Source organism: Pseudomonas sp. RHF3.3-3, from assembly GCF_048069595.1.
Classification (GTDB): domain Bacteria; phylum Pseudomonadota; class Gammaproteobacteria; order Pseudomonadales; family Pseudomonadaceae; genus Aquipseudomonas; species Aquipseudomonas fuscovaginae_B.
This window is the reverse complement of sequence record NZ_CP182250.1, coordinates 5166498-5191053: the sequence shown is the minus strand read 5'-3', so window position 1 is coordinate 5191053 and position 24556 is coordinate 5166498. Positions and strand designations below refer to the sequence as shown.

Below are 24556 nucleotides of genomic sequence, written 5' to 3'. Positions count from 1 at the left end.
CTGCGCTTCCTCGCCGGTTTTTGCCTTGCCTAACCTGCGTTTCAAACAATTTCGTACACAGCCTAGAAGCGCGCCACGCCAAAGCTGTTGGCCTGCAACGGCCTGACCTCGGCCTCGTGGCAGATATCCAGCAGATAGCCCAGCAGTGTGCGGCTGTCGCGTGGGTCGATCAGGCCGTCGTCCCACAGGTTGGCGGTGCCATAGAGGGCGGTGGACTGGCTGTCGAGTTTCTGGGCGGTCATCTGTTCGAGCATGTCGAGCATCTTTCCCTCGACGGCCTGGCCTTCCTTGAGCTGCCGGGCCTCGGTGACGATTCGCAGCACCTTGCCGGCCTGGGCTGCGCCCATCACCGCGGTGCGGCTGTTGGGCCAGGCGAAGATGAAGCGCGGGTCGAGGCCGCGGCCGCACATGGCATAGTTGCCGGCGCCATAGGAGCCGCCGACGACGAGGGTGAGCTTGGGCACCCGGGCATTGGCCACCGCCTGGATCATCTTCGCGCCATGCTTGATCACGCCCTGCTGCTCGGATTCGGTGCCGACCATGAAACCGGTGGTGTTGTGCAGGAACAGCAAGGGCGTGTGGCTCTGGTCGCATAGCTGGATGAACTGCGCCGCCTTGGCCGCGCCCTGTGGGGTGATCGGGCCGTTGTTGCCGATCACCCCACAGGGGCGGCCGTGGATCTGCAGGTGGCCGCAGACGGTCTGCGCATCGAACTCGCCCTTGAATTCCAGGAACCGCGAGCCATCGGCCAGGCGGGCGAGAATCTCGCGCACGTCATAGGGCTTTTTCGGGTCATCGGGAATCAGCCCCAGCAGGTCGTCGATCGGGTAGAGCGGTTCGGCGAAAGCCGGTGCGGGCGCCTGCGGCAGCCGCGCATTCCACGGCAGCGCGGCGACGATCTCGCGGGCCAGGCGAATGCCGTCGGCATCGTCCTCGGCCAGGTATTCGGCCGTGCCGGCCAACTGGGCATGCATCTGGGCGCCACCCAGCTGCTCGTCGGTGGCGATTTCGCCGGTGGCGGCCTTGAGCAGTGGCGGCCCGGCGAGGAACAGCCTGGCCTTGCCGCGCACCACCACCACGTAGTCCGACAGCCCCGGCTGGTAGGCGCCGCCAGCGGTCGCCGAGCCGTGGACCACGGTGATCTGCGGCAGGCCCATGGCCGACATCCGGGCCTGGTTGGCGAAGCAGCGCGCACCCTCGACGAAAATCTCCGCCGCATAGTTCAGGTTGGCACCGCCGCTTTCGGCCAGGGTGATCACCGGCAGCCGGTTTTCCATGGCGATCTGTTGCAGGCGCAGGGTCTTCTTCAGGCCGCTGGGGGAAATGGTCCCGCCCTTGATCGCACTGTTGTTGGCCACCACCAGCAGGCGTACGCCGCAGACGTAGCCGATCCCGGCGATCAGGCCACCACCGGCCTGGCTGCCGTCCTTGTCGTCATGCAGTTTGTAGCCGGCCAGGCTGGCCAGTTCGAGGAACGGCGCACCGGGGTCGAGCAGCAGGTTCAGGCGTTCACGCGGCAGCAACTGCCCGCGGCCGGCGAACTTGTCGCGGGCCTGTTCGGCCTTGTCCAGCAGCTTGCGCTCCAGTTGGCGGAGCTGTTCGAGGCTGGCAAGCAGGGCGTCGCGGTGGCGGGCGAAATCGGCGCTGTGACGGTCGAGCTGGGATTCGATCACCGGCATGGTTCACTCCTTGTCCTTGAGCACATCCGGCAGGTAGGCCCGATGGAAACCGTTGTACGACTCGCTGTTGCGCGCCGGTGACAAGGGCCAGGCACGGCTGCCGAGGCTGGCGGCGCCGTCGATGCGCAGGGTGGTGCCGCTGATGAAGGCGGCCGCCGGGCTGAGCAGGAAGACGATCGCCGCGCTGACTTCCGATTCGGTGCCGATGCGCTTGAGTGGCACATGCTCGCGCAGGGTCGGGATGATCTGCCTGAACGCTCCCTCGTAGGTGTCCATGCCGCTGGAGGCGATCCAGCCCGGCGCGACGGCATTGACCCGCACCCCGGCGTGGCCCCACTCGAAGGCGGCGGTCTTGGTGAAATTGTCCATGCCGGCGCGGGCGGCACCGGAGTGGCCCATGCCGGGCATGCCGCCCCACATGTCGGCGAGCATGTTCACAATGCTGCCACCCTGGCGGCTCATGGACTGGTTGAAGACCTCCCGGGCCACCAGGAAGCCGCCGACCAGGTTGGTGCGCAGCACGGTCTCGAAGCCTTTCTGGTTGATCGAGGCCAGGGGGGCCGGGTATTGGCCGCCGGCATTGTTGACCAGCCCATGGATCGGGCCATGTTCGGAAATCAGTTCGGCGACCAACCGCTTCACGGCGTCCTCGTCACGGATATCACAGTTTTGCCAGGCCGCGCTGCCGCCATCTTCGACGATCTCGGCGGCGACCTGTTGCAGTTTTTCCGCCTTGCGCCCCACCAGCAGTACGCGGGCGCCGAGGGCCGCCAGTTCGTGGGCGGTGCAGCGGCCGATACCGCTGCCGCCACCGGTGACCAGGATCGTCTGGCCGTTGAATAGATCGGGTTTGAACACGGAAGCATAGGCCACGGTCACGGTCCCTCAGGCAAGTTGGTCGGCAAGCTGTTGCGGTACGGCGATCGGGTATTCCAGCAGTTGCTGGGCAAAGGCCTTGCCCTGCGGGTCGATGCGCAGGCTGGCGACTCCGCCACCGCCCAGGGCGTTTTCCAGGAGGAAATTCAGGCTGTGGCTGCCGGGCAGGTACCAGCGTTCGACGCGCCCGAGCAGAGGGTCGAGCACGTGGCCCATCCAGTCGACGACCGCGGCCGGGGTCAGCGCCGCGGCAATCCACGGCAGGTATTCCGGGCGCCGGGCCATGACGCCGATGTTGCTGTGATTGCCCTTGTCGCCGGAGCGGGCCACCGCCAGCCGGACCAGTGGCACGCTGGCCTCGGCCGGGCCTTGCGGCAGGGGCGGCGGGAGATCTTCGGCAATTCCGGACGGCTCGAAGGCCGGCAGCACGGGCAGGGCGCACGGGTGCGTCTGTTCACCGATACGCACGCCCAGCTCGCAGATCTGCTTGTCGACCAGGAACGAAAACAGCCGGATCAGCGGGTACACCGTCGGCCGGCCACCGACGATCCCGGTCAGGCCCGGCGCCATGCCCGTGGCAGCCTGGGCGATTTCCCGGGAGAACAGGATCAGCGCCTGCTTGCTCGGATGGCGCACGGCGAGCTTGATCACCACTTCGCGGCTGTCCTGGCGTCGGCCATGGGGGCCGTAGCTGGCCTCGCTGCCCAGCAGTTCGATGTTCACCTCGCTGTAGGGGGCCCAACCGCGTAGCTGGAACATCTGCGAGGTCTTGTCGATGATTGCCTGGCTGACGCGGCGGGCCTTGTCCACGGCATCGATGCCGGCGATCAGGCAACTGGCGGTGCAGCGGAAACCATCGGCCCAGGTGGCGCTGACCTTGTACTGCCCGGTGGGCGGCAGGCCCCTGGCACCCTGTACGGCGACGACGTTCTCGGCCCGCTGGACCAGGCTCACCCGGGTGAAGTCGCAGATCACATCCGGCAGCCGGTAGGCCCGTGGGTCGCCGATTTCGTACAGCAGTTGCTCGCCGACGCTCAGCGGTGAAACCAGTCCGCCGGAGCCCTCCGGCTTGCTCACCAGAAAGTCGCCATCGGCACCGACCTCGACGATCGGGAAACCGATATGTTCGTAGTCCGGCACGTCGCGCCAGTCGGTGAAGTTGCCGCCGGTACATTGGGCGCCGCATTCGATGATATGCCCGGCCAGCGCCGCCTGGGCCAGCTTGTCGTAGTCGTCCCAGGCCCAGCCGAATTCATGCACCAGAGCCGCGCTGACCACTGCGCTGTCCACCACCCGTCCGGTGATCACGATGTCCGCGCCCAGGCGCAGGGCCTCGACGATGCCCGGTGCGCCCAGGTAGGCGTTGATGGAGACGCACATCGCTGGCAGGGGCGCGCCGCTGAACATTTCGGTGATGCCATCGGCGGCCAGTTGCCGGGATTTCGTTTGCAGGTCGTCACCCAGCAGCACGGCGATCTTCAAGGGCACACCGGCCTTGTCGCAGGCCTGCTGCAACGCGGCGGCGCAGGCCTGCGGGTTGACCCCGCCAGCGTTGCTGATGACGCGGATCCCCTGTCGGGCGATATCCCCGAGCAGCGGTTCGAGCACCTCGACGAAGTCCGTGGCGTAACCGGCCTGGGGATCCTTCATGCGTGCCCCGGCCAGGATCGACATGGTGATCTCCGCCAGGTAGTCGAACACCAGGTAGTCCAGCCTGCCGTGCTCCACCAGCGGCCGCGCGGCGGTGGAGGTATCGCCCCAGAAGGCACTGGCACAACCGACACGAACCGTCCTGTTCATTCGCACGATCTCCGCAAGAGTTGGAACGAGGCTACCAAGCAAGCGCTTGGTTTGTAAACCCCGTTCGCCAGTTTGCCCCAAGCGCTTGCTTGGGCGCCTCTGTCGGCTTAAATTGCGCGCGCAACCTCCCGGTTTCCGGGCGTGTACCAGAATTGAGGAGAATGCCGTGAACGAGCAACAAGCCCAGCAGGTCATGGGGGATCTGGTGCAGGCGGGGCAACTGACCGATCCGGACAGCGCCCGTGGCAAGCTGCTGCAAACCGCCGCGCATCTGTTTCGCAACAAGGGTTACGAGCGCACCACGGTGCGTGATCTGGCCAGTGCCATCGGTATCCAGTCCGGCAGCATCTTTCATCACTTCAAGAGCAAGGACGAGATCCTGCGGGCGGTGATGGAGGAAACCATCCTCTACAACACCGCGCTGATGCGGGCGTCCCTGGCCGAGGCCGACACCGTGCGCGAGCGGGTCCTGGCGCTGATCCGCTGCGAGTTGCAGTCGATCATGGGCGGTACCGGCGAGGCCATGGCGGTGCTGGTCTACGAGTGGCGCTCACTCTCGCCGCTGGCCCAGGCCAAGGTCCTGGCGCTGCGCGATATCTATGAGCAGATCTGGCTGCAGGTGCTCGGCGAGGCCCGCGATGCCGGCTATATCAAGGGTGATGTGTTCATTGTCCGGCGCTTTCTGACCGGCGCCCTGTCCTGGACCACCACCTGGTTTCGCCCCCAGGGCAGCCTGACCCTGGACCAGCTGGCCGATGAGGCCTTGGCATTGATTCTCAAGGACAGCTAAGTGCGTGTTGTGCAAGTGATTAATTCACCGGCGTGAAGTTGTCTAAGTGAACAAAAGCGCCTAGCTTAGTGATAACAACGATATTTATCCGAGGTGGTTGGTCTTGAAGCTTTCGCCAGTACGGACGGCGTTCCGGGTTCTAGGGTTGGCGCTGGGCTTGCTGATGGTCCAGCCGGTCTCGGCGGCGCAGGAAGTCAGGATCGGCGCCGCCCACTTCCCTCCCTATACCATTCGACCTGAGCAGGGCGTCGATACTGGCGCGCTGCCACTTCTGGCCGAAGCCCTCAATGCCCTGCAGAGTGACTATCACTTCGTGCTGGTGCCGACCTCGATTCCCCGGCGCTTTCGCGATTTCGAGGATGGCCGCACCGACATGGCGATCTTCGAGAATCCGGAGTGGGGCTGGAAGGACATCGCCCATGTCAATGTCGACATGGGGCTGGAGGATGCCGAGGTGTTCGTCGCCCAGCGCAGGCCGGATCGCGGCCAGGGCTATTTCGCCGATCTCAAGGGCAAGCGGCTGGCGTTGTTCAGTGGCTATCACTACGAGTTCGCGCAGTTCAATGCCGATCCCAAGTACCTGGCCGAGACCTACAATGCGACGTTGACCTACTCGCACGACAGCAACCTGTTGATGGTGTTGCGCGGGCGCGCGGACATCGCACTGGTGACGCGCTCGTATCTGTTCGACTACCTGAGCCGCAATCCGGGCACGGCCAAGGAGTTGCTGATTTCCGACCGGATCGATCAGGTCTACCACCACTATGCGTTGTTGCGGCCGAAGGCGCCGATCAGTGGAGAGGCGTTCAGCCAGTTGCTGGAACGCCTGCGCGGCAATGGGGAGTTGCTGAAGATCTTCCAGCCCTATCGGATCGAGGTGATGCCCACGACCAATGCGGTCAATCGCCACCTCTGATGAGGTGGGACTCCCGGGCCGTGGTGGCGCGGGTCAGCGCCGGGCGAGGTGGTCGCTGCGGTGGGCCGAGACCTTGCGGCAATGCACCAGCGCATCGCGAATCATGAAGTTCACCAGGGTTGGCGAGACGCCCAGTTCCTTGGCGATGTCCTTCTGCGGCACGCCGTGCAGGCGATACATCTCGAACGCGTAGCGGGTGCGCTGCGGCAGCTCGGTCAGCGCGTCGGCGATGTGTTCCAGCGTCGAGAAGTTGATGTGCGAGGTTTCTGGCGAAGCACCGTGGATGACCACGTTCAAGCCTTCCTCTTCCGGGCCTGCATACTTCAGTTCCAGAGCCTGCTTGCGATAGTGGTCGATCGCCAGGTTGCGCACGATCTGGAACAGGTAGCTGAGCTGGGCCTTGAACGACGACGTGATCTGCGGTGCGGACTGCAGGCGGAAAAACGCGTCCTGTACCACGTCTTCGGCGCGCGACCGGCAGCCGGTGATGCGCGCGGCGATCTTGACCAGAATCAGGCGGTTGTCGACAAACGCCTGGAGTAACGGTGAATCACACCTGCTTGTGGATACTTGTTCCGTCATGGAAATCACCTTGTTTCGAATAGGTCGTAGGCCGAGCGCCTGTAGGCGTCTGGCTACACATCGAGCGACAAATTATGCTTAATGATAATGATTGTCAATTGAGAAGTAGAACTAATGATGCCTCGTAGTGCGTTACTGGATCATGACGCACCTTTTCGGCCCTGACGTACTCGTCGTCGGCGCAACGCCGGGGACTAATTATTTGCCATTGCCATCCGTTCTCAGTTGACAGGCCGGGCGAGCGACCCGGTCAAGGATCGAGACCCGTGAGGAGGGCGCAATGGTTAATCGCAACGGTGGCTGGGCATGAGCACCTCCCTGAGCCTTCGCCTGTTCTGTCTGCCTTATTCCGGCGCCAGTGCCATGGTCTACAGCCGCTGGCGCCGTCATATGCCGCAGTGGCTGCAGATACGGCCGCTGGAGTTGCCCGGTCGCGGCATGCGCATGAACGAACCGCTGCAGAGCGACATCGTCCGGCTGGCCAACCAGTTGGCGGATGAAATCGCCGCGGAACTGGAGGGTCCCTATGCGTTGTTCGGCCATAGCCTGGGCGGCCTGCTGGCCTTCGAACTGGCTCACGTGCTGCGTTCACGTGGGTTGCCGGCGCCACTGGCGCTGTTCACTTCGGCCACGGCCGGGCCCTCGCGGCGCGATGTCAGCGAATACGCCCAGGCCAGGACCGACGAGCAACTGATGGCGCGCTTGCGCGAGCTCAAGGGGACGACCGAAGAGACGCTGGCCAACCACGACCTGATGCAACTGATGCTGCCGATCCTGCGCGCCGACTTCCTGTTGTGCGGCAGTTTCCGGTACGGCACCCGCGAACCGCTGGCGATGCCGATCCACGTGTTCGGCGGCAGGCAGGACAGTGTGCGGACCGACGAACTGCTCGACTGGCAGGTGGAAACCACCACCGGTTTTTCCCTGGACATGTTCGAGGGGCACCACTTCTACCTGATCGATCAGGAAACCGCCCTGTTGCGTCACTTGCGCCGCTATGCCGATGGGCACCTGTCGCGCTGGCGCAACAGTGCGGCCCGCCAGTTGGCCCAGGCCGCCAGCTGACGCCCCTGCTGCGCCGCGGGCGCAGCCTTTTCCACGAATCCCATTTGCTAGGGCCTGTGGGAAATGTTTTCGAGTGAAGGCCAGGCAAGGCGAAAACCGGCGAGCGCAATTGACTGGAGTCAATGAACACTCCGAGCCGGTTTTCAACGCAGCCTGGGTGAGCGCAGATACATTTCGTACAGAGCCTGGCCGACTCCAGGCAGGAATCCCCATGATTGACGCGTTCGAACTCCCCAACACCCTGGCCCAGGCCCTTCAGCGCCGTGCACTGCAGACCCCGGACCGACTGGCGCTGCGGTTTCTCGCCGAAGACAAGGAGCAGGGCGCGGTCCTCAGTTACCGCGACCTCGACCTGCGGGCACGGACCATCGCCGCCGCCCTGCAGGCCAATGCGCAACTGGGGGATCGGGCGGTCCTGTTGTTTCCCAGCGGCCCGGACTATGTCGCGGCGTTCTTCGGTTGCCTGTACGCCGGAGTGATCGCCGTGCCGGCCTATCCGCCGGAGTCGAGCCGTCGTCATCACCAGGAGCGGCTGCTGTCGATCATCGCCGATGCCGAGCCGCGCCTGGTGCTGACCAGCGCCGACCTGCGCGAACCGTTGCTGCAGATGGACGAGCTGTCGGCCGCCGATGCGCCGCGACTGCTGTGCGTCGACACCCTCGACAGCGCGCTGGCCGACAACTGGCGTGACGCCGGCGTGCAGCCGGACGACATCGCTTTCCTGCAGTACACCTCCGGTTCCACCGCGATGCCCAAGGGCGTGCAGGTCAGCCACGGCAACCTGGTCGCCAACGAGGTGCTGATCCGCCATGGCTTCGGCATCGACCTCAATCCCGACGACGTGATCGTCAGCTGGCTGCCGCTGTATCACGACATGGGCCTGATTGGCGGGCTGCTGCAGCCGATCTTCAGCGGCGTGCCGTGCGTATTGATGTCGCCGGCCTACTTCCTCGGTCGACCGCTGCGCTGGCTGGAGGCGATCAGTGAATACGGCGGCACCATCAGCGGCGGCCCGGACTTCGCCTACCGCCTGTGCAGCGAGCGGGTCAGCGAAACCGCGCTGGCGCGGCTCGACCTCAGCGGCTGGCGGGTGGCCTATTCCGGGTCCGAGCCGATCCGCCTCGATACCCTGGAGCGTTTCGCCGAGAAGTTCGCCCCCTGTGGTTTCAGCGAGCAGAGCTACTTCGCTTCCTACGGCCTGGCCGAAGCCACCCTGTTCGTCGCCGGTGGCCAGCGTGGCCAGGGCATTCCCGCGCTGCGGGTCGATGAAGCGGCGCTGGCGCAGAACCGTGCGCAGCCGGGCGATGGCAGCCCGATCATGAGTTGCGGCACCAGCCAGCCCGAGCATGCGGTGCGGGTGGTCGAACCGGCCAGCCTGCAGGTGCTCGGCGAAAACGCCGTCGGCGAAGTCTGGGCCGCCGGCCCGAGTATCGCCCACGGCTACTGGCGCAACCCCGAGGCCTCGGCCAAGACCTTCGTCCAGCACGAGGGGCGGACCTGGCTGCGCACCGGTGACCTTGGCTTCATGCGCGAGGGCGAGCTGTTCATCACCGGACGCCTGAAGGACATGCTGATCGTGCGTGGGCACAACCTGTACCCGCAGGACATCGAGCAGACCATCGAACGTGAGGTGGACGTGGTGCGCAAGGGCCGCGTCGCCGCCTTTGCCGTGACCCGCGATGGCCAGGACGGCATCGGCATCGCCGCGGAAATCAGCCGCAGCGTGCAGAAGATCCTGCCCGCCGACGCGTTGATCAAGCTCATCCGTCAGGCGGTGGCCGAGGCCTACCAGGAAGCGCCGAGTGTGGTGGTCCTGCTCAATCCGGGCGCCTTGCCGAAAACCTCCAGTGGCAAGCTACAGCGTTCGGCCTGCCGCAACCGGCTGGCTGACGGCAGCCTCGACAGCTACGCACTGTTTCCCGACCAGACTGCTGCGTCGGATGAAGTTTCCGAGACCGTGGTCGATGAGCTGCAGGCGCTCATCGGGCGGATCTGGCAGGAACAGCTGCAAGTGGACAAGGTCGCGGCCGACGACCATTTCTTCCTGCTGGGCGGCAACTCGATCCTCGCCACCCAGGTGGTCGCTCGCCTGCGTGAAGCGCTGGGCATCGAGCTGAACCTGCGCCTGCTGTTCGAGGCGCCGACCCTGGGGGCCTTTGCCGCCCAGGTGGCCCGCCAGCAACAGGATGGCGGCGCGGCCCAAGGTACCATCGTGCAACTGTCGCGCAGCCAGGAGCTGCCGCAGTCCCTGGCGCAGAACCGCCTGTGGTTCCTCTGGCAACTGGACCCGCAGAGCAGCGCCTACACCATTCCCGGTGCCCTGCGCCTGCGTGGCGAGCTGGATGAGGCGGCGCTGCGCAACAGCTTCGAACGCCTGATCGAGCGCCATGAATCCCTGCGTACCCGCTTCTACGAGCGCGATGGCCAGGCCATGCAGCGCATCGACGCCAGCGCCGCGTTCGACCTGCAACTGATCGACCTCGGCGACCTGCCGACGGACCAGCGCGAGGCCCGCGCCCGGCAGATCCGCGAGGATGCGGCGCGTACCCAATTCGACCTGGAGAAGGGCCCGCTGTTGTGGGTGACCCTGGTTCGCCTGGACGACCAGGAGCACCAGTTGCTGGTGACGATGCACCACATCATCGCCGACGGCTGGTCGCTGAATATCCTGATTGACGAATTTGCCCGACTGTACGCGGCCGCTGCCCAGGGCCAGGTGGCCGAACTGGCCCCGTTGCCGTTGCAATACGCCGACTATGGCAGTTGGCAGCGCCAGTGGCTGGCCCAGGGCGAAAGCCGGCGGCAACTGGCGTACTGGAAAGAGCAACTGGACGGTGAGTTGCCGCGCCTCGACCTGGCTACCGACCACCCGCGTTCGGCACAGAAGCGTCACAGTGCAGCGCGCCTGAACCTGCGCCTGGATGCCGCCCTCAGCGCGGCGGTGCGCCAGACCGCCCAGGCCTGCGAGTCGACGCCGTTCATGCTGCTGCTGTCGGCGTTCCAGAGCCTGCTGTTCCGCTACAGCGGCCAGCGCGACATCCGCATCGGTGTGCCGAGCGCCAACCGTCCGCGCCTGGAAACCCAGGGCCTGATCGGTTTCTTCATCAATACCCTGGTACTGCGCGCCGGGCTGGAGGCGCGGTTGCCGTTCGTCGAACTGCTGGCGCAGACCCGCCAGGCCACCCTCGACGCCCAGGCCAACCAGGACCTGCCGTTCGAGCAACTGCTCGAAGCCTTCCCCGAGGCGCGCGAGCAGGGCCTGTTCCAGGTCATGTTCAACCACCAGCAGCGCGACCTGGGCGCCTTGCGTCGGTTGCCGGGGCTGCTCGCCGACGAGTTGCCGTGGCACAGCCGCGAAGCCAAGTTCGACCTGCAACTGCACAGCGAGGAAGATCGCAGCGGCCGCCTGAGCCTGGCCTTCGACTACGCCGACGAGTTGTTCGACGAGGCGACCATCGCCCGTCTGGCCGAGCATTTTGTCAGCCTGCTGCAACAGGTCACCCGCCAGCCGGAGCAGGCTATCGGTGACCTGCAACTGTTGACCGCCACTGAGCGTGAGCAGCAGGCCGCGTGGGGTGTCGCTCCCTGCACCCCGGCCGGCGAGTGGCTGCCGGAACTGCTCAACCGCCAGGCACAACTGACCCCGCAGCGTACCGCCCTGGTCTGGGACGGAGGCCGCCTCGACTTCGCCGAACTGCATGCCCAGGCCAACCGGCTGGCCCACTACCTTCGCGACAAGGGCGTCGGCCCGGATGTGCGGGTGGCCATCGCCGCCGAGCGTTCGCCGCAACTGCTGATCGGCCTGCTGGCGATCATCAAGGCCGGCGGAGCCTATGTGCCGCTGGACCCGGACTACCCGCGCGAGCGCCTGGCCTACATGCTCGTCGACAGCGGCGCCGAACTGCTGCTGACCCAGAGCCACCTGCTTGACAGCCTGCCGGTGGCGGCGGGTGTCAGCGCGGTGGCGATGGACCTGCTCAAGCTCGACAACTGGCCGAGCCAGGCGCCGGGCCTGCACCTGCACGGCGACAACCTCGCCTACGTGATCTACACCTCCGGTTCCACCGGCCAGCCCAAGGGCGTCGGCAATACCCACGCGGCATTGGCCGAGCGCCTGCAATGGATGCAGGCGACCTACGCCCTGGACGCCGGCGACGTGCTGATGCAGAAGGCGCCGATCAGTTTCGACGTCTCGGTCTGGGAGTGCTTCTGGCCGCTGATCACCGGTTGCCAACTGGTCATCGCCGGCCCGGGCGAACATCGCGATCCCTATCGCATCGCGCAACTGGTGCAGACCTTCGGCGTAACCACGCTGCACTTCGTGCCGCCGCTGCTGCAACTGTTCATCAACGAGCCGCAGGTGGCCCGGTGCGCCAGCCTGCGCCGGCTGTTCTGCGGTGGCGAGGCGCTGCCGGCCGAGCTGCGCAACCGGGTACTGGAGCAGTTGCCACAGGTTCAACTGCACAACCGCTATGGCCCGACCGAAACCGCGATCAACGTCACTCACTGGCACTGCCAGGCGAGCGATGGCGAGCGTTCGCCGATCGGCCGGCCGCTGGGCAACGTGACCTGCCGGGTGCTCGATGCCGAACTGAATCCGCTGCCCAACGGTGTGCCGGGAGAACTGTGCATCGGCGGGATCGGCCTGGCCCGTGGCTACCTGGGTCGCGCCGGGCTGACCGCCGAGCGTTTCGTCGCCGACCCGCTGGGCGCTGCCGGCGAACGCCTGTACCGCACCGGCGACCGCGCGCGCTGGGCCGCCGATGGCGTGCTGGAATACCTCGGCCGCCTCGACCAGCAGGTCAAGCTGCGCGGTTTCCGTGTCGAGCCCGAGGAAATCGAGGCGCGCCTGCTGGCGCTGGAAGGCGTGACCCAGGCCGTGGTGCTGGTACGCGACACGCTGGCCGGTGCCCAACTGATCGGCTACTACACCAGCCCGGGCAGCAGGGTGGCTGAACAGCAGCAGAGTGCTGCGCTCAAGGCTGCCCTGGCCGCCGAACTGCCGGAGTACATGGTGCCGGCGCAACTGCTGCGCCTGGATGAAATGCCCCTGAGCCCCAGCGGCAAGCTGGACCGCAAGGCCCTGCCGGAACCGCAGTGGCAGGTGCGCGAACACATCGAACCGGTGACTGCGCTGCAGCAGCAGATCGCTGCGATCTGGCGCGAAGTGCTGGGCCAGCCGCAGGTCGGTCTGGGCGACGATTTTTTTGCCCTTGGCGGTCATTCGCTACTGGCCACCCAGATCATTTCCCGTACCCGCCAGGCCTGCGATGTCGAGCTGCCGCTGCGGGTGCTGTTCGAGGCACCGGAGTTGGGCGCGTTCGCCGAGCAGGTGCAACAGCTCCAGGCATCCGGCCGCCGCAACCAGCAGGCGGCCATCGGCCTGGTCGATCGCAGCCAGACGGTGCCGCTGTCCTACTCCCAGCAACGCATGTGGTTCCTCTGGCAGATGGAGCCGGACAGCCCGGCCTACAACGTTGGCGGCATGGCGCGCTTCACCGGCGTGCTCAATGTTGCCTGCTTCGAGGCCGCGTTGCAGGCGCTGATCCAGCGCCATGAAACCCTGCGCACCACCTTCCCGAGCCGCAACGGTGTGGCCCACCAGCAGGTTTCGGCCGAAACCGCGGTACGCCTGGCCTGGAAGGACTTCTCCGCCCTCGACCGTGAAGCGCGTGAGCAACGCCTGCAACAGCTGGCCGACAGCGAGGCGCATCAGCCGTTCAACCTGGAGACCGGGCCGCTGCTGCGGGCCTGCCTGGTCAAGGCCGCAGAGCAGGAGCACTACTTCGTCCTGACCCTGCACCATATCGTCACCGAAGGCTGGGCGATGGACATCTTCGCCCGTGAACTGAGCGCGCTCTACGAGGCCTTCATCGACCAACGCCCGTCGCCGCTGCCACCGTTGCCGGTGCAGTACCTGGACTACAGCGTCTGGCAACGGCAGTGGCTGGAGTCCGGCGAGCGCCAGCGTCAGCTGGACTACTGGACTGCGCAACTGGGCAACGAACACCCGCTGCTCGAACTGCCGAGCGACCGCCCACGGCCGCCAGTGCAAAGCCACCGTGGCGAGCTGTACCGCTTCGACCTCAGCGACGAGCTGGCCGCCCGGGTACGTGCCTTCAACACGCAGCAGGGTCTGACCCTGTTCATGACCATGACCGCTGCGCTGTCGGTGCTGCTCTACCGCTACAGCGGCCAGACTGACCTGCGCATCGGCGCGCCGGTGGCCAACCGCATCCGTCCGGAAAGCGAAGGGCTGATCGGCGCCTTCCTCAACACCCAGGTGCTGCGCTGCCAGCTCGACGGGCAGATGAGCGTCGGCGAGTTGCTCGAACAGGTCCGGCACACCGTGATCGAAGGCCAGTCCCACCAGGACCTGCCGTTCGACCACCTGGTGGAGGCCCTGCAGCCGCCGCGCAGTGCCGCCTACAACCCGCTGTTCCAGGTGATGTGCAACGTCCAGCGCTGGGAGTTCCAGCAGAGCCGGACCCTGGGCGAGATGCGCGTCGAGTACCTGGTCAACGATGCCCGGGCGACCAAGTTCGACCTCAACCTGGAAGTCACCGACCTCGACCATCGCCTGGGCTGCTGCCTGACCTACAGCACCGACCTGTTCGACGAGCCGCGCATTGCCCGCATGGCCGCCCACTGGCGCAACCTGCTGGAGGCGCTGATCGGTGACCCGCAGCAGCGCCTGAGCGAGTTGCCGCTGTTGCAGGCCGACGAGCAGCAGGCGCTGTTCGCCAGCCTGGGGGCGGAAGCCGGCGAGCAGCGGCTCGACCAGTGCATCCATCAGTTGTTCCGGCAACAGGCCGAGGCTCGTCCCGACGCGCCGGCACTGACTTTTGCCGGCCAGACCCTCAGCTATGCCGAGCTCAATGCCCAGGCCAACCGCCTGGCCTGGCGCCTGCGTGAGCAAGGCGTAGGCCCACAGGTGCGGGTCGGCCTGGCGCTGGAGCGCTCGCTGGAGATGGTGGTCGGCCTGCTGGCGATCCTCAAGGCCGGTGGCGCCTATGTGCCGCTGGACCCGGAATACCCGCTGGACCGCCTGCACTACATGATCGCGGACAGCGGCGTCGGCCTGCTGTTGAGCCACCGTGCGCTGCTGGAGGCCCTGGGGCCGCTGCCGGCCGGTGTCGCGCAGTGGTGCCTGGAGCAGGATGGCCCGGCGTTGGCCGGCTATCCGGCCGAGGAACCACCGTTCATCAGCCTGCCGCAGCACCAGGCCTACCTGATCTACACCTCCGGCTCCACCGGCAAGCCCAAGGGCGTGGTGGTATCCCATGGCGAAATCGCCATGCACTGCCAGGCGGTGATTCGTCGTTTCGACATGCAACCGGACGACTGCGAACTGCATTTCTATTCGATCAACTTCGACGCCGCCACCGAGCGCCTGCTGGTGCCGCTGCTCAGTGGCGCCCGGGTGGTGCTGCGGGCCCAGGGCCAGTGGGATGCCGAGGAAATCTGCCAACTGATCCGCCAGCAGCAGGTCAACATCCTCGGTTTCACCCCGAGCTACGGCAGCCAACTGGCCCAGTGGCTGGCGACCCAGGGGCAGATCCTGCCGGTACGCATGTGCATCACCGGCGGCGAGGCGCTGACCGGCGAACACCTGCAACGCATTCGCGCGGCGTTCCAGCCGAGCCTGTTTTTCAACGCCTACGGGCCGACCGAGACCGTGGTCATGCCACTGGCCAGTCTGGCACCGCAGCAGTTGGAAGAGGGCGCGGGCAGCGTGCCGATCGGTACGGTGGTCGGTGCGCGGGTGGCGTACATCCTCGACGCCGACCTGGCCCTGGTCCCGCAGGGGGCCACCGGTGAACTGTATGTGGGCGGGGCCGGCCTGGCCGTCGGTTATCACCAGCGTCCGGCGATCACCGCCGAGCGTTTCGTCGCCGATCCGTTCGGTGCCGAGGGCGCGCGCCTGTATCGCACCGGTGACCTGGTGCGCCAGCGGGCCGATGGCCTGGTGGAATACATGGGCCGGATCGACCATCAGGTGAAGATCCGTGGTTTCCGTATCGAGCTGGGGGAAATCGAAAACCGCCTGCTGGAGCACGCGGCGATTCGCGAGGCGGTGGTGCTGGCGCTGGACGCGCCGGGCGGCAGGCAACTGGCCGCCTACCTGGTCAGCGACGTTGCGGCGCTGGATGATGCGCAACAGCTGCAACTGCGCGAAGCGCTCAAGGCGCACCTCAAGAGCCAGTTGCCGGACTACATGGTGCCGACGCACCTGATCCTGCTGGAAAGCATGCCGCTGACCGCCAACGGCAAGCTCGACCGTCGGGCACTGCCAGCACCGGACCCCGAGCTGAACCGCCAGCAGTACGTGGCGCCGAGCAACGAGCTGGAGCAACACCTGGCCGGCATCTGGCGCGAGGTGCTGAACGTCGGCCAGGTCGGCCTGAACGACAACTTCTTCGAACTGGGCGGCGACTCGATCCTGTCGATCCAGGTGGTCAGCCGTGCGCGGCAACTGGGCATTCACTTCAGCCCACGCGATCTGTTCCAGCACCAGACCGTGCAAAGCCTGGCGGCGGTGGCGACCTACAGCGAGCGCATCACGGCCGAACAGGGCCTGCTCGGCGGCGAGTCGAGCCTGACGCCGATCCAGCACTGGTTCCTCGACAGCGACATCCCCGAACGCCAGCACTGGAACCAGGCGCTGGTGCTGGAGCCGGTCCGTGCCCTCGAACCCCGTGCCCTGGAGCAGGCCCTGGCGGCCCTGCTGGAGCATCATGACGCGCTGCGCCTGGGCTTCACCGTCGAGGCGGGCCAATGGCGTGCCGAATACCGCGTGCCGGACCAGGCCACTCTGCTGCAACAGGTGCAGGTCACGGCGCTGAGTCAGTGCACGGCACTGTTCACCGAGGCACAACGCAGTCTCGATCTGCAACACGGGCCGCTGCTGCGCGCGTTGCTGGTGGATGGCCCGCAGGGCAAGCAACGTCTGCTCCTGGCGATTCACCACCTGGTGGTCGACGGTGTGTCCTGGCGCGTGCTGCTGGAAGACCTGCAGAACGCCTACCGCCAGGTACTGGCTGGCGAAGCGGTGCAACTGCCGGCGAAAACCAGCTCCCTGCGCGACTGGGCGAACCGCCTGCAGGCTTATGCCGGCAGTGAATCGCTGCGTGAGGAGTTGGCGCTGTGGCAGGCGCAATTGGCCGGTCCGGCCCTCGACCTGCCGTGCGAACGCCCTGAGGGCGGCCGGCAGAATCGACATGCCGAAACCGTCAGCGTGCGTCTCGATGCGACGCGCACCCGGGCCCTGCTGCAACAGGCACCGAGCGCCTACCGTACCCAGGTCAACGACCTGCTGCTGACCGCCCTGGCGCGGGTGATCTGCCGCTGGACCGGCCAGCCGTCGGCCCTGGTACAACTGGAAGGCCACGGCCGCGAGACCCTGTTCGACGAGATCGATCTGACCCGCACCGTCGGCTGGTTCACCAGCGCCTACCCGGTGCGCCTGACGCCGCTGAACATCGAGGAAGCGGCCGGGCAGGGCGACTCGATCAAGGCGATCAAGGAGCAACTGCGCGGCGTGCCGCACAAGGGCCTGGGCTACGGCGTGCTACGCTACCTGGCCGAGCCGTCGCTGCGTGAGGCGATGGCGAGCCTGCCGCTGGCGCCAGTCACTTTCAACTACCTGGGACAGTTCGACCAGAGTTTTGGCGACGAGGCGCTGTTCCGGCCGCTGGAAGAGTCGGCGGGCGAAGCCCATGGCGCCGAGGCACCCCTGCCCAACGAACTGAGCATCGACAGCCAGGTCTACGGCGGTGAGCTGGTGCTGCGCTGGACCTTCAGCCGCGAGCGCTTCGACAATACGACCATCGCCGAACTGGCCGAGGCCTACCTGGGCGAACTGGGCAGCCTGGTCGAACACTGCCTGCGCGACGACGCCGGCGGCCTGACTCCGTCCGACTTCCCGCTGGCCCGCCTGACCCAGGCGCAGTTGGATACGCTGCCGGTGGCCGCCGCGCAGATCGAGGACGTCTACCCGCTGACGCCGATGCAGGAAGGCCTGCTGCTGCACACCCTGCTGGAGCCGGGGACCGGCCTGTACTACATGCAGGACCGCTACCGGATCAACAGCGAACTCGACCCGCAGCGTTTCGCCCAGGCCTGGCAGGCGGTGATCGCCCGCCATGAAGCCTTGCGTGCGTCGTTCTGCTGGAACGTCGGCGAGGACATGCTGCAGGTTATCCACAAGCCCGGCGGCACGCCGTTCGAATACCTGGACTGGAGTGCCGAGGCCGAGGAGCAACAGGAACCTCGTCTGCAACATCTGCTCAAGACCGAACGCGAGGCCGGTTTCGATCTGCTGCGCGAGGCGCCGTTCCACCTGCGCCTGATCAAGGTCGGGGAGGCGCGCTACTGGTTCATGATGAGCAACCACCATATCCTGATCGATGCCTGGTGCCGTTCGCTGCTGATGAACGACTTCTTCGAGATCTATACCGCCCTGGGCGAAGGTCGTGAAGCGCAGTTGGCACCGCCGCCGCGCTACCGCGACTACATCGGCTGGCTGCAGCGCCGCGACCTGGCCGAGGCCCGGCGCTGGTGGAAAGGCAACCTGCAGGGCTTCGAGCGTGCCACCCCGATCCCGAGCGACCGACCGTTCCTGCGTGAACACGCCGGCGACAGCGGCGGCATGGTGGTGGGCGACCGCTACACCCGTCTCGACCCGCGTGACGGTGCGCGCCTGCGGGAACTGGCGCAGCAGCACCAGTTGACAGTCAACACCTTCGCCCAGGCGGCCTGGGCCCTGGTCCTGCGCCGGTTCAGCGGCGATCGCGACGTACTGTTCGGCGTCACCGTGGCCGGGCGTCCGGTGGAGATGCCGCAGATGCAGCGCACCGTCGGCCTGTTCATCAACAGCATCGCGCTGCGGGTGAAGTTGCCGGAGGAGGGTGCCGGCTGCAGCGTGCGCGACTGGTTGCACGGACTGCTGGAGCGCAACATGGAGTTGCGCGAGTACGAGTACCTGCCGCTGGTGACCATCCAGGAGCAGAGCGAGCTGCCCAAGGGCCAGCCGCTGTTCGACAGCCTGTTCGTGTTCGAGAACGCGCCGGTGGAAGTCTCGGTGCTGGACCGGGCGCAGAGCCTCAACGCCACCTCGGACTCGGGGCGTACCCACACCAACTTCCCGTTGACCGCGGTCTGCTACCCGGGCGACGACCTGGGGCTGCACCTGTCCTACGACCAGCGTTACTTCGAAGCCGAAAGCGTCGAACGCCTGCTGGGCGAGTTCAAGCGCCTGCTGCTGGCGCTGGTGGAGGGTTTCCATGGCGACATGGACGAGTTGCCGCTGGTGGGGGCCGAGGAGCGCGAGTTCCTGCTCGAGGGTTGCAACCAGAGTGCCCGTGAGTACCCGTTGGAGCACAGCTATGTGGCGTTGTTCGAGGCGCAGGTCGCCGCGCACCCGCAACGCATTGCCGCGACCTGTCTCGACCGGCAGCTCAGCTACGAGCAGTTGAACCAGGCCGCCAACCGCCTGGGCCATGCCCTGGTGGCCGCCGGGGTCGTGGTCGACCAGCCGGTGGCGCTGCTGGCCGAGCGCGGTCTGGATCTGCTGGGAATGATCGTCGGCAGCTTCAAGGCCGGCGCCGGCTACCTGCCGCTGGACCCGGGCCTGCCGAGCCAGCGCCTGAGCCGGATCATCGGGCTGAGCCGCACGCCGTTGCTGGTCTGCACGGCAGCCTGCCGTGCCCAGGCCGAGGCGCTGCTACAGGAACTGAACGGCGAACGGCCACGACTGCTGGTCTGGGAAGACGTGCAGCAGGGTGCGTACCCGCTGGTCAACCCGGGCATCCACAGTGGGCCGGACAACCTCGCCTACGTGATCTACACCTCGGGTTCGACCGGCCTGCCCAAGGGCGTGATGGTCGAGCAGCGTGGCATGCTCAACAACCAGTTGAGCAAGGTGCCGTACCTGCAACTGGCCCCGTCGGACGTGATTGCCCAGACCGCTTCGCAGAGTTTCGACATCTCGGTCTGGCAGTTCCTCGCCGCACCGCTGTTCGGGGCGCGGGTGGACATCGTGCCGAATGCGATTGCCCATGATCCGCAAGGGTTGCTCGAGCATGTCCGGCAGCAACGGATCACCGTGCTGGAAAGCGTGCCGTCACTGATCCAGGGCATGCTGGCCCTGGACCACATCAGCCTCGACGGCCTGCGCTGGATGCTGCCGACCGGCGAAGCGATGCCGCCGGAACTGGCGCACCAGTGGCTGCTGCGTTATCCACAGGTCGGGCTGGTCAATGCCTACGGCCCGGCGGAGTGTTCGGACGACGTGGCGTTCTTCCGCGTCGATCTGGCCTCGACCCGTGGCAGCTACCTGCCGATCGGCACGCCGACCGACAACAACCGCCTGTACCTGCTCGACGGTGCCGATGAACTGGTACCGCTGGGGGCGGTGGGTGAGTTGTGCGTGGCCGGCACCGGTGTCGGTCGCGGTTATGTCGGCGATCCGCTGCGCACGGCCCAGGCGTTCATCCCGAACCCGTTCGGTGCGCCGGGCGAGCGGCTGTACCGCACCGGCGACCTGGCACGTCGGCGTAGCGATGGCGTGCTGGAGTACGTCGGCCGGATCGACCATCAGGTGAAGATCCGTGGTTATCGGATCGAGCTGGGGGAAATAGAGGCGCGTCTGCACGAGCAGCCGGAAGTTCGCGAAGCGGCGGTGGGTGTCCAGGAGGGCGTCAACGGCAAGCATCTGGTCGGCTACCTGGTGGCGACCGACTCGGCGCTGGGCCAGGCCGACTGCCTGGACCGGATCCGGCAGCGCCTGCGCGCCGAACTGCCGGAATACATGGTGCCGCTGCACTGGCTATGGTTGGAGCGCCTGCCGCTCAACGCCAACGGCAAGCTCGACCGCAGGTTGTTGCCGGCGCTGGAGATCGGCCAGTTGCAGGGCCAGGACTACCTGGCACCGCGCAACGAGCTGGAGCAGACGCTGGCGGCGATCTGGGCCGAGGTGCTGAAGGTCGAACGGGTCGGTGTGCGGGACAACTTCTTCGAGCTGGGCGGGCATTCGCTGCTGGCCACGCAGATCGCGTCGCGGGTGCAAAAGACCCTGCAGCGCAATGTGCCGTTGCGGGCGATGTTCGAGTGCAGCACGGTGGAGGAGTTGGCCGGCTATATCGACGGTTTGCAGGCCGATGGGATCAGCGAGGAGAAGGTCGATCGGCTGAGCGACCTGATGGCGGAGCTGGAGGGGTTGTAAAACCCTGAGACACTTGCCGATCGCTCCCATGCTCTGCGTGGGAGCGTCAACTGACTGCATTCCCGAACGATCGATACTACTGGTTCGGGCACCCCGCGTGCCTGTAGGAGCGTGGCTTGCCCGCGAAAGGGCCCTCGAGGCCGCCAAGAGCTTCGCGGGCAAGCCCTGCTCCTACAGGTGTGGGGCCGTGGCCGATATCGCCGGCAGGGTTACTTCGGCCCGAGAATCTTCACCAGCTTGTCCGGCGACGGCGCGCCCTGTTGCTGTTGCAGGTCGCCATTGGCGTCGAGGTAGAAGATCGACGGCGTGGCCGACAATTCCAGCTCATCCATCAGCTTCGTGTTGGCATCGAGCTTGGCCTGGATATCCGCCGGAATCTTCGCCAGCGGCTTGAGCGAACTGCCCTTGCCGGCCTTCTCATGGTCGTGCAGGGCCTGTTGCGGGTCCTTGGCGGCGAACAGCGCGGCGGCCTTGGCCGGGCTGTCTTCACGGATGATTCCGACCATGATGTGCCGCAACTGCACCTTGCCGGACTCGACCCAGGGCCGGGCCTGCTCCCAGAACATGTTGCAGTAGGGGCAGTTCGGGTCGCTGAACAGATAGACGATGCGCGGTGCATCCGGCTTGCCGTCCTCGATCCAGTTGCTCTTTTCCATCTGGCCCCAGACCTGCCTGGACATCGGCCCGTACACCAGTTTCTGCAGCGGCGCCTGGCTCAGGTCCTTGCCGTCGGCGTCATACAGGTTGCCGGCGATCACATGCTTGCCATCGGCCGTCAGGTACAGGGCCATGCCACGGTTCTGGTACTGGGCGGCATAGCCGCGCAGGCCGGCGGGTGCATCGAAGCTGCCGACGATTTTGGCGCCCTTGGCTTCAATGCTCCTGATCGGCGCGGGCAGTTCCTCGGCCCGGACGGGCGCCTGCAGCAGCAGGGCGCCGATGGCGCTGCCCAGGGTCAGGTTCAGCAGATGGCGGTGGAAGGGCATAGCGGGTTCCTTGCTGTGGCCGGAACGGCCTTGTTGGGGTGTGGCGGACCGAAGTTCTCCAGGGCGCGTGCCAGGCTGGCCTCGGACAATTCGCCCAGGTGGCTGCCGAGCAGTTGGCCTTCGGCGTTGTACATGAGGGTGGTGGGCAGGGCCATGGAGCCGACGCTTTGTGCCAGTTGGCCGGTGCCATCGAACAGTACGTTGTCGAGGTTCAGGCCCTGGGTCATGAGGAAGGTGGTCACGCTTTGCATGCTCTCGGCCTGGTTGACGAACAGGAAGGTCACGTCCTGGCGCTCGCGCTGGGCCTTTTGCAATACCGGCATTTCCCGGCGGCAGGGTGGGCACCAGGTGGCCCAGAGGTTGATCACCAGCGGCCCGCCCTGGTAGTCGCTCAAACGCACCGTCTGGCCGTCGGCATTGAGCAGGGTAATGGCCGGCAGGCGGGAGCCTTGCTCGTAGAATGTCGTGGAGAAGCTCGCCAGCAGCCAGAACGCCAGGCCGCTACCCAGGCCGAAGCCCAGCGGCTTGCGCAGCGCCGGCCGGCGCCAGGCCCAGGCCACGGCGCCGAGCACGATCGCCAGCAGGCCGGGCCAGGGCAGGAAACCGCCGTCACGGATATCGAGGACCTGCAGCGGATCGTTGCGGAAGTAGCTCCAGTAGGCGATCACGAAACTGCCACGGGCAGCCAGCAGGCCCAGGATGAACAGGCTGAACAGCACCGACTCCGGGTTGTCGCCACCGCGTTTGGCCACCCACCAGCCAACCAGCGTCGCCAGGGCGAGGGCCAGCAGCAACAGCAGATGGTTGATCGACAGGGCGAAGGTTCCGAGGGTCAGGGTCAGCATTAGCGGGCATCCCGTGTGCTATTCCAGTTCTGCAGGAAACCGCCGGCGTCGATTTCGCCGGTGATGCGGCTGGCCCGGCGCTCGCTGCCATCGGGGGCGATCCACAACAGGGTCGGCGGGCCGGGCACTTCGAAGCGGCCCAGCAGTGCCTGGCTGGCGGCGTTGTCGTGGGTCACGTCCAGGCGCACCAGGTGCACATCGCGCAGGGCCGCGATCACCTCGGGCTTGCCGAACACCTGTTTCTCCATGACCTTGCACGACACGCACCAGTCGGCGTAGTAATCCACCAGCGTCCACCGTCCGCCGGCCTTGGCCGCGTCCAGTTCACGCTGCAGCGCTGCCGGCTCGCTGACGGTGACGAAGCTGGCAGGGTTCACCGCGCTCTGGCCGCTACTCCCGGTGTAGACCTGCAGCGGACGCCACAGGTCAGTGCCGCCACCGGCGGCGCCGATCACCAGCAGGCTGCCCCACAGGCCCAGCAGCAGGCTGAGGCAGGCAGCCGACAGCGCCAGGCGCCCGGGCTGCCGTGCCAGTACCCAGAGCGAGCGGGCCACCACCAGCGCCAATGCACCCCACAGGCCGAGCCACAGCGATTCGTGCACCACCGGCCGAATCATCACGATCGCGGTGCCGAGGAACAGGAAGCCGAACAGCGCCTTGACCCGGTCCATCCACAGTCCCGGCTTGGGCAGAAAGCGATTGCCCACGGTCACCAGCAGCAACAGTGGCAGGCCCATGCCGATGCCCAGGCTGAACAGCACCAGGCCGCCGAGCAGGACGTTGCCGCTCTGGGCGATGTACAGCAGGGCGCCGGCCAGCGGCGCGGTCATGCACGGACCGACCAGCAGCGCCGACAGCGCGCCGATGATCCCGGCACCGACCAGGCTGCCGCCGCGACGACCCTGGCCGGCGCGTTCCAGGCGGTCGCGCACGGCCCCGGGCAACTGCAGTTCGAAGAAACCGAACATCGGCAAGGCCAGCACCACGAACAGGGTGGCAAAGCTGCCCAGCAACCAGGGCTGTTGCAGGAAGGCCTGCAGGTTGCCGCCGAGCACCGCGGCGAGCACGCCCAGGCCGGAGTAGACCAGCGCCATGCTCAGCACATAGCTGCCGGCGAGGGCGAAACCGCGCCGTGGGCTGGCGCCGCTGCCGACCACGATGCCGGCGAGAATCGGCAACATCGGCAGGGTGCAGGGGGTAAAGGCCAGCAGCAGGCCGAGGCCGAAGAAGGCCAGCAGGCTCCAGCCCAGCGTCTGCTGGCTCAGGCTGCTGGCCAGGGACTGGTCCCGGGCTTGTGCCGGCTGGCTGGACGTTGCCGCTTTCTGTGGTGTTGTCGCCAGGTCGCCGAGATCGACCACCTGGGTCTGGGGCGGGTAACACAGCCCGGCATCGGCGCAACCCTGCCAGCCGACGTTGACCTTGCCACGGGCATCGGCCGGGATCAGCACTTCCAGTTCGGTGCGATACACCGGCTGGTCGCCAAAGAATTCATCGCTGTGCGCCAGGGCCTCGGGCAGCGCGGGGCGGTGCCCCGGGTCCAGGCCGTCGAATTTCAGGCGCTTCTGATACAGGTAGTAACCCTCGCTGATCTGCCAGTACAGGCGGGTCTGACCGGAGGCCAATTTCTCCGAATTGAAGACGAAAACCTGATTGGCCGGGGGGAACTCCGGCTTTTTCACCGCGAACGGATCGTTGCCGGCCTGGGCCAGGCTGGCGAAGATCAGGAAAAAAAGGGGCAACACCCAACGCATAAAAAAGTCCTTGGTGCACAAGCTTGTCCGGCCAAGAGTGC

At 66.4% G+C, this 24556-nt stretch carries 11 protein-coding genes; 4 read left to right on the top strand and 7 right to left on the bottom strand.

Going from position 1 to position 24556, the window contains the following annotated elements; all coding sequences use genetic code 11:
• Window positions 1-62: 62 nt before the first annotated feature.
• Genes atuC through ACMGT0_RS22535 form a run of 3 tightly spaced genes read right to left on the bottom strand, consistent with a single transcriptional unit; the run spans window position 63 to window position 4355 of the window.
• On the bottom strand, window positions 63-1679 hold the full coding sequence (atuC, locus tag ACMGT0_RS22545; RefSeq protein WP_416769858.1) for a geranyl-CoA carboxylase subunit beta: 1617 nt from the start codon (window positions 1677-1679) through the stop codon (window positions 63-65).
• A 3-nt stretch (window positions 1680-1682) separates the two neighbouring features.
• On the bottom strand, window positions 1683-2552 hold the full coding sequence (locus ACMGT0_RS22540; RefSeq protein ID WP_054063116.1) for an SDR family oxidoreductase: 870 nt from the start codon (window positions 2550-2552) through the stop codon (window positions 1683-1685).
• 12 nt (window positions 2553-2564) lie between these two features.
• Window positions 2565-4355 (bottom strand): acyclic terpene utilization AtuA family protein, encoded by a 1791-nt coding sequence (locus ACMGT0_RS22535; protein WP_416769856.1) that lies wholly within the window; start codon window positions 4353-4355, stop codon window positions 2565-2567.
• Between the two features lie 166 nt (window positions 4356-4521).
• Here ACMGT0_RS22535 and ACMGT0_RS22530 point away from each other — a divergent pair, with 166 nt between their 5' ends.
• Window positions 4522-5145 carry a TetR/AcrR family transcriptional regulator gene (locus tag ACMGT0_RS22530; protein WP_054057585.1) on the top strand — a complete coding sequence of 208 codons (624 nt, stop codon included), beginning with the start codon at window positions 4522-4524 and terminating at the stop codon, window positions 5143-5145.
• Between the two features lie 163 nt (window positions 5146-5308).
• A complete protein-coding gene (locus ACMGT0_RS22525) occupies window positions 5309-6061 on the top strand; it encodes a substrate-binding periplasmic protein (protein ID WP_192842677.1) in 753 nt (250 codons plus the stop codon).
• A gap of 33 nt (window positions 6062-6094) precedes the next feature.
• On the opposite strand, the gene ACMGT0_RS22520 is transcribed toward ACMGT0_RS22525, so the two are convergent.
• Window positions 6095-6643 (bottom strand): RNA polymerase factor sigma-70, encoded by a 549-nt coding sequence (locus tag ACMGT0_RS22520; RefSeq protein ID WP_054057587.1) that lies wholly within the window; start codon window positions 6641-6643, stop codon window positions 6095-6097.
• A gap of 306 nt (window positions 6644-6949) precedes the next feature.
• Here ACMGT0_RS22520 and ACMGT0_RS22515 point away from each other — a divergent pair, with 306 nt between their 5' ends.
• Together ACMGT0_RS22515 and ACMGT0_RS22510 are read left to right on the top strand one after the other, a co-directional pair.
• Complete coding sequence (locus ACMGT0_RS22515; RefSeq protein WP_054062873.1) at window positions 6950-7708, top strand: thioesterase II family protein; 759 nt, start codon at window positions 6950-6952, stop codon at window positions 7706-7708.
• A 211-nt stretch (window positions 7709-7919) separates the two neighbouring features.
• Entirely contained in the window at window positions 7920-20933 is a 13014-nt protein-coding gene (locus ACMGT0_RS22510) for a non-ribosomal peptide synthetase (protein ID WP_416769853.1), read from the top strand.
• A 209-nt stretch (window positions 20934-21142) separates the two neighbouring features.
• Here the strand turns inward: ACMGT0_RS22510 and dsbG are convergent, their stop codons facing one another.
• From dsbG to dsbD, 3 genes are read right to left on the bottom strand one after another with little or no spacing between them, the layout of a single operon-like run.
• Complete coding sequence (gene dsbG / locus ACMGT0_RS22505; RefSeq protein ID WP_054060501.1) at window positions 21143-21919, bottom strand: thiol:disulfide interchange protein DsbG; 777 nt, start codon at window positions 21917-21919, stop codon at window positions 21143-21145.
• Window positions 21895-22764, bottom strand: a complete 870-nt coding sequence (locus ACMGT0_RS22500) for a TlpA disulfide reductase family protein (RefSeq protein ID WP_054062870.1) — start codon at window positions 22762-22764, stop codon at window positions 21895-21897. Before ACMGT0_RS22500 ends, dsbG begins: the two co-directional genes overlap by 25 nt.
• On the bottom strand, window positions 22764-24515 hold the full coding sequence (gene dsbD, locus ACMGT0_RS22495; protein WP_416769851.1) for a protein-disulfide reductase DsbD: 1752 nt from the start codon (window positions 24513-24515) through the stop codon (window positions 22764-22766). The genes ACMGT0_RS22500 and dsbD overlap by 1 nt, the downstream gene beginning before the upstream one ends.
• Between the last annotated feature and the right edge of the window lie 41 nt (window positions 24516-24556).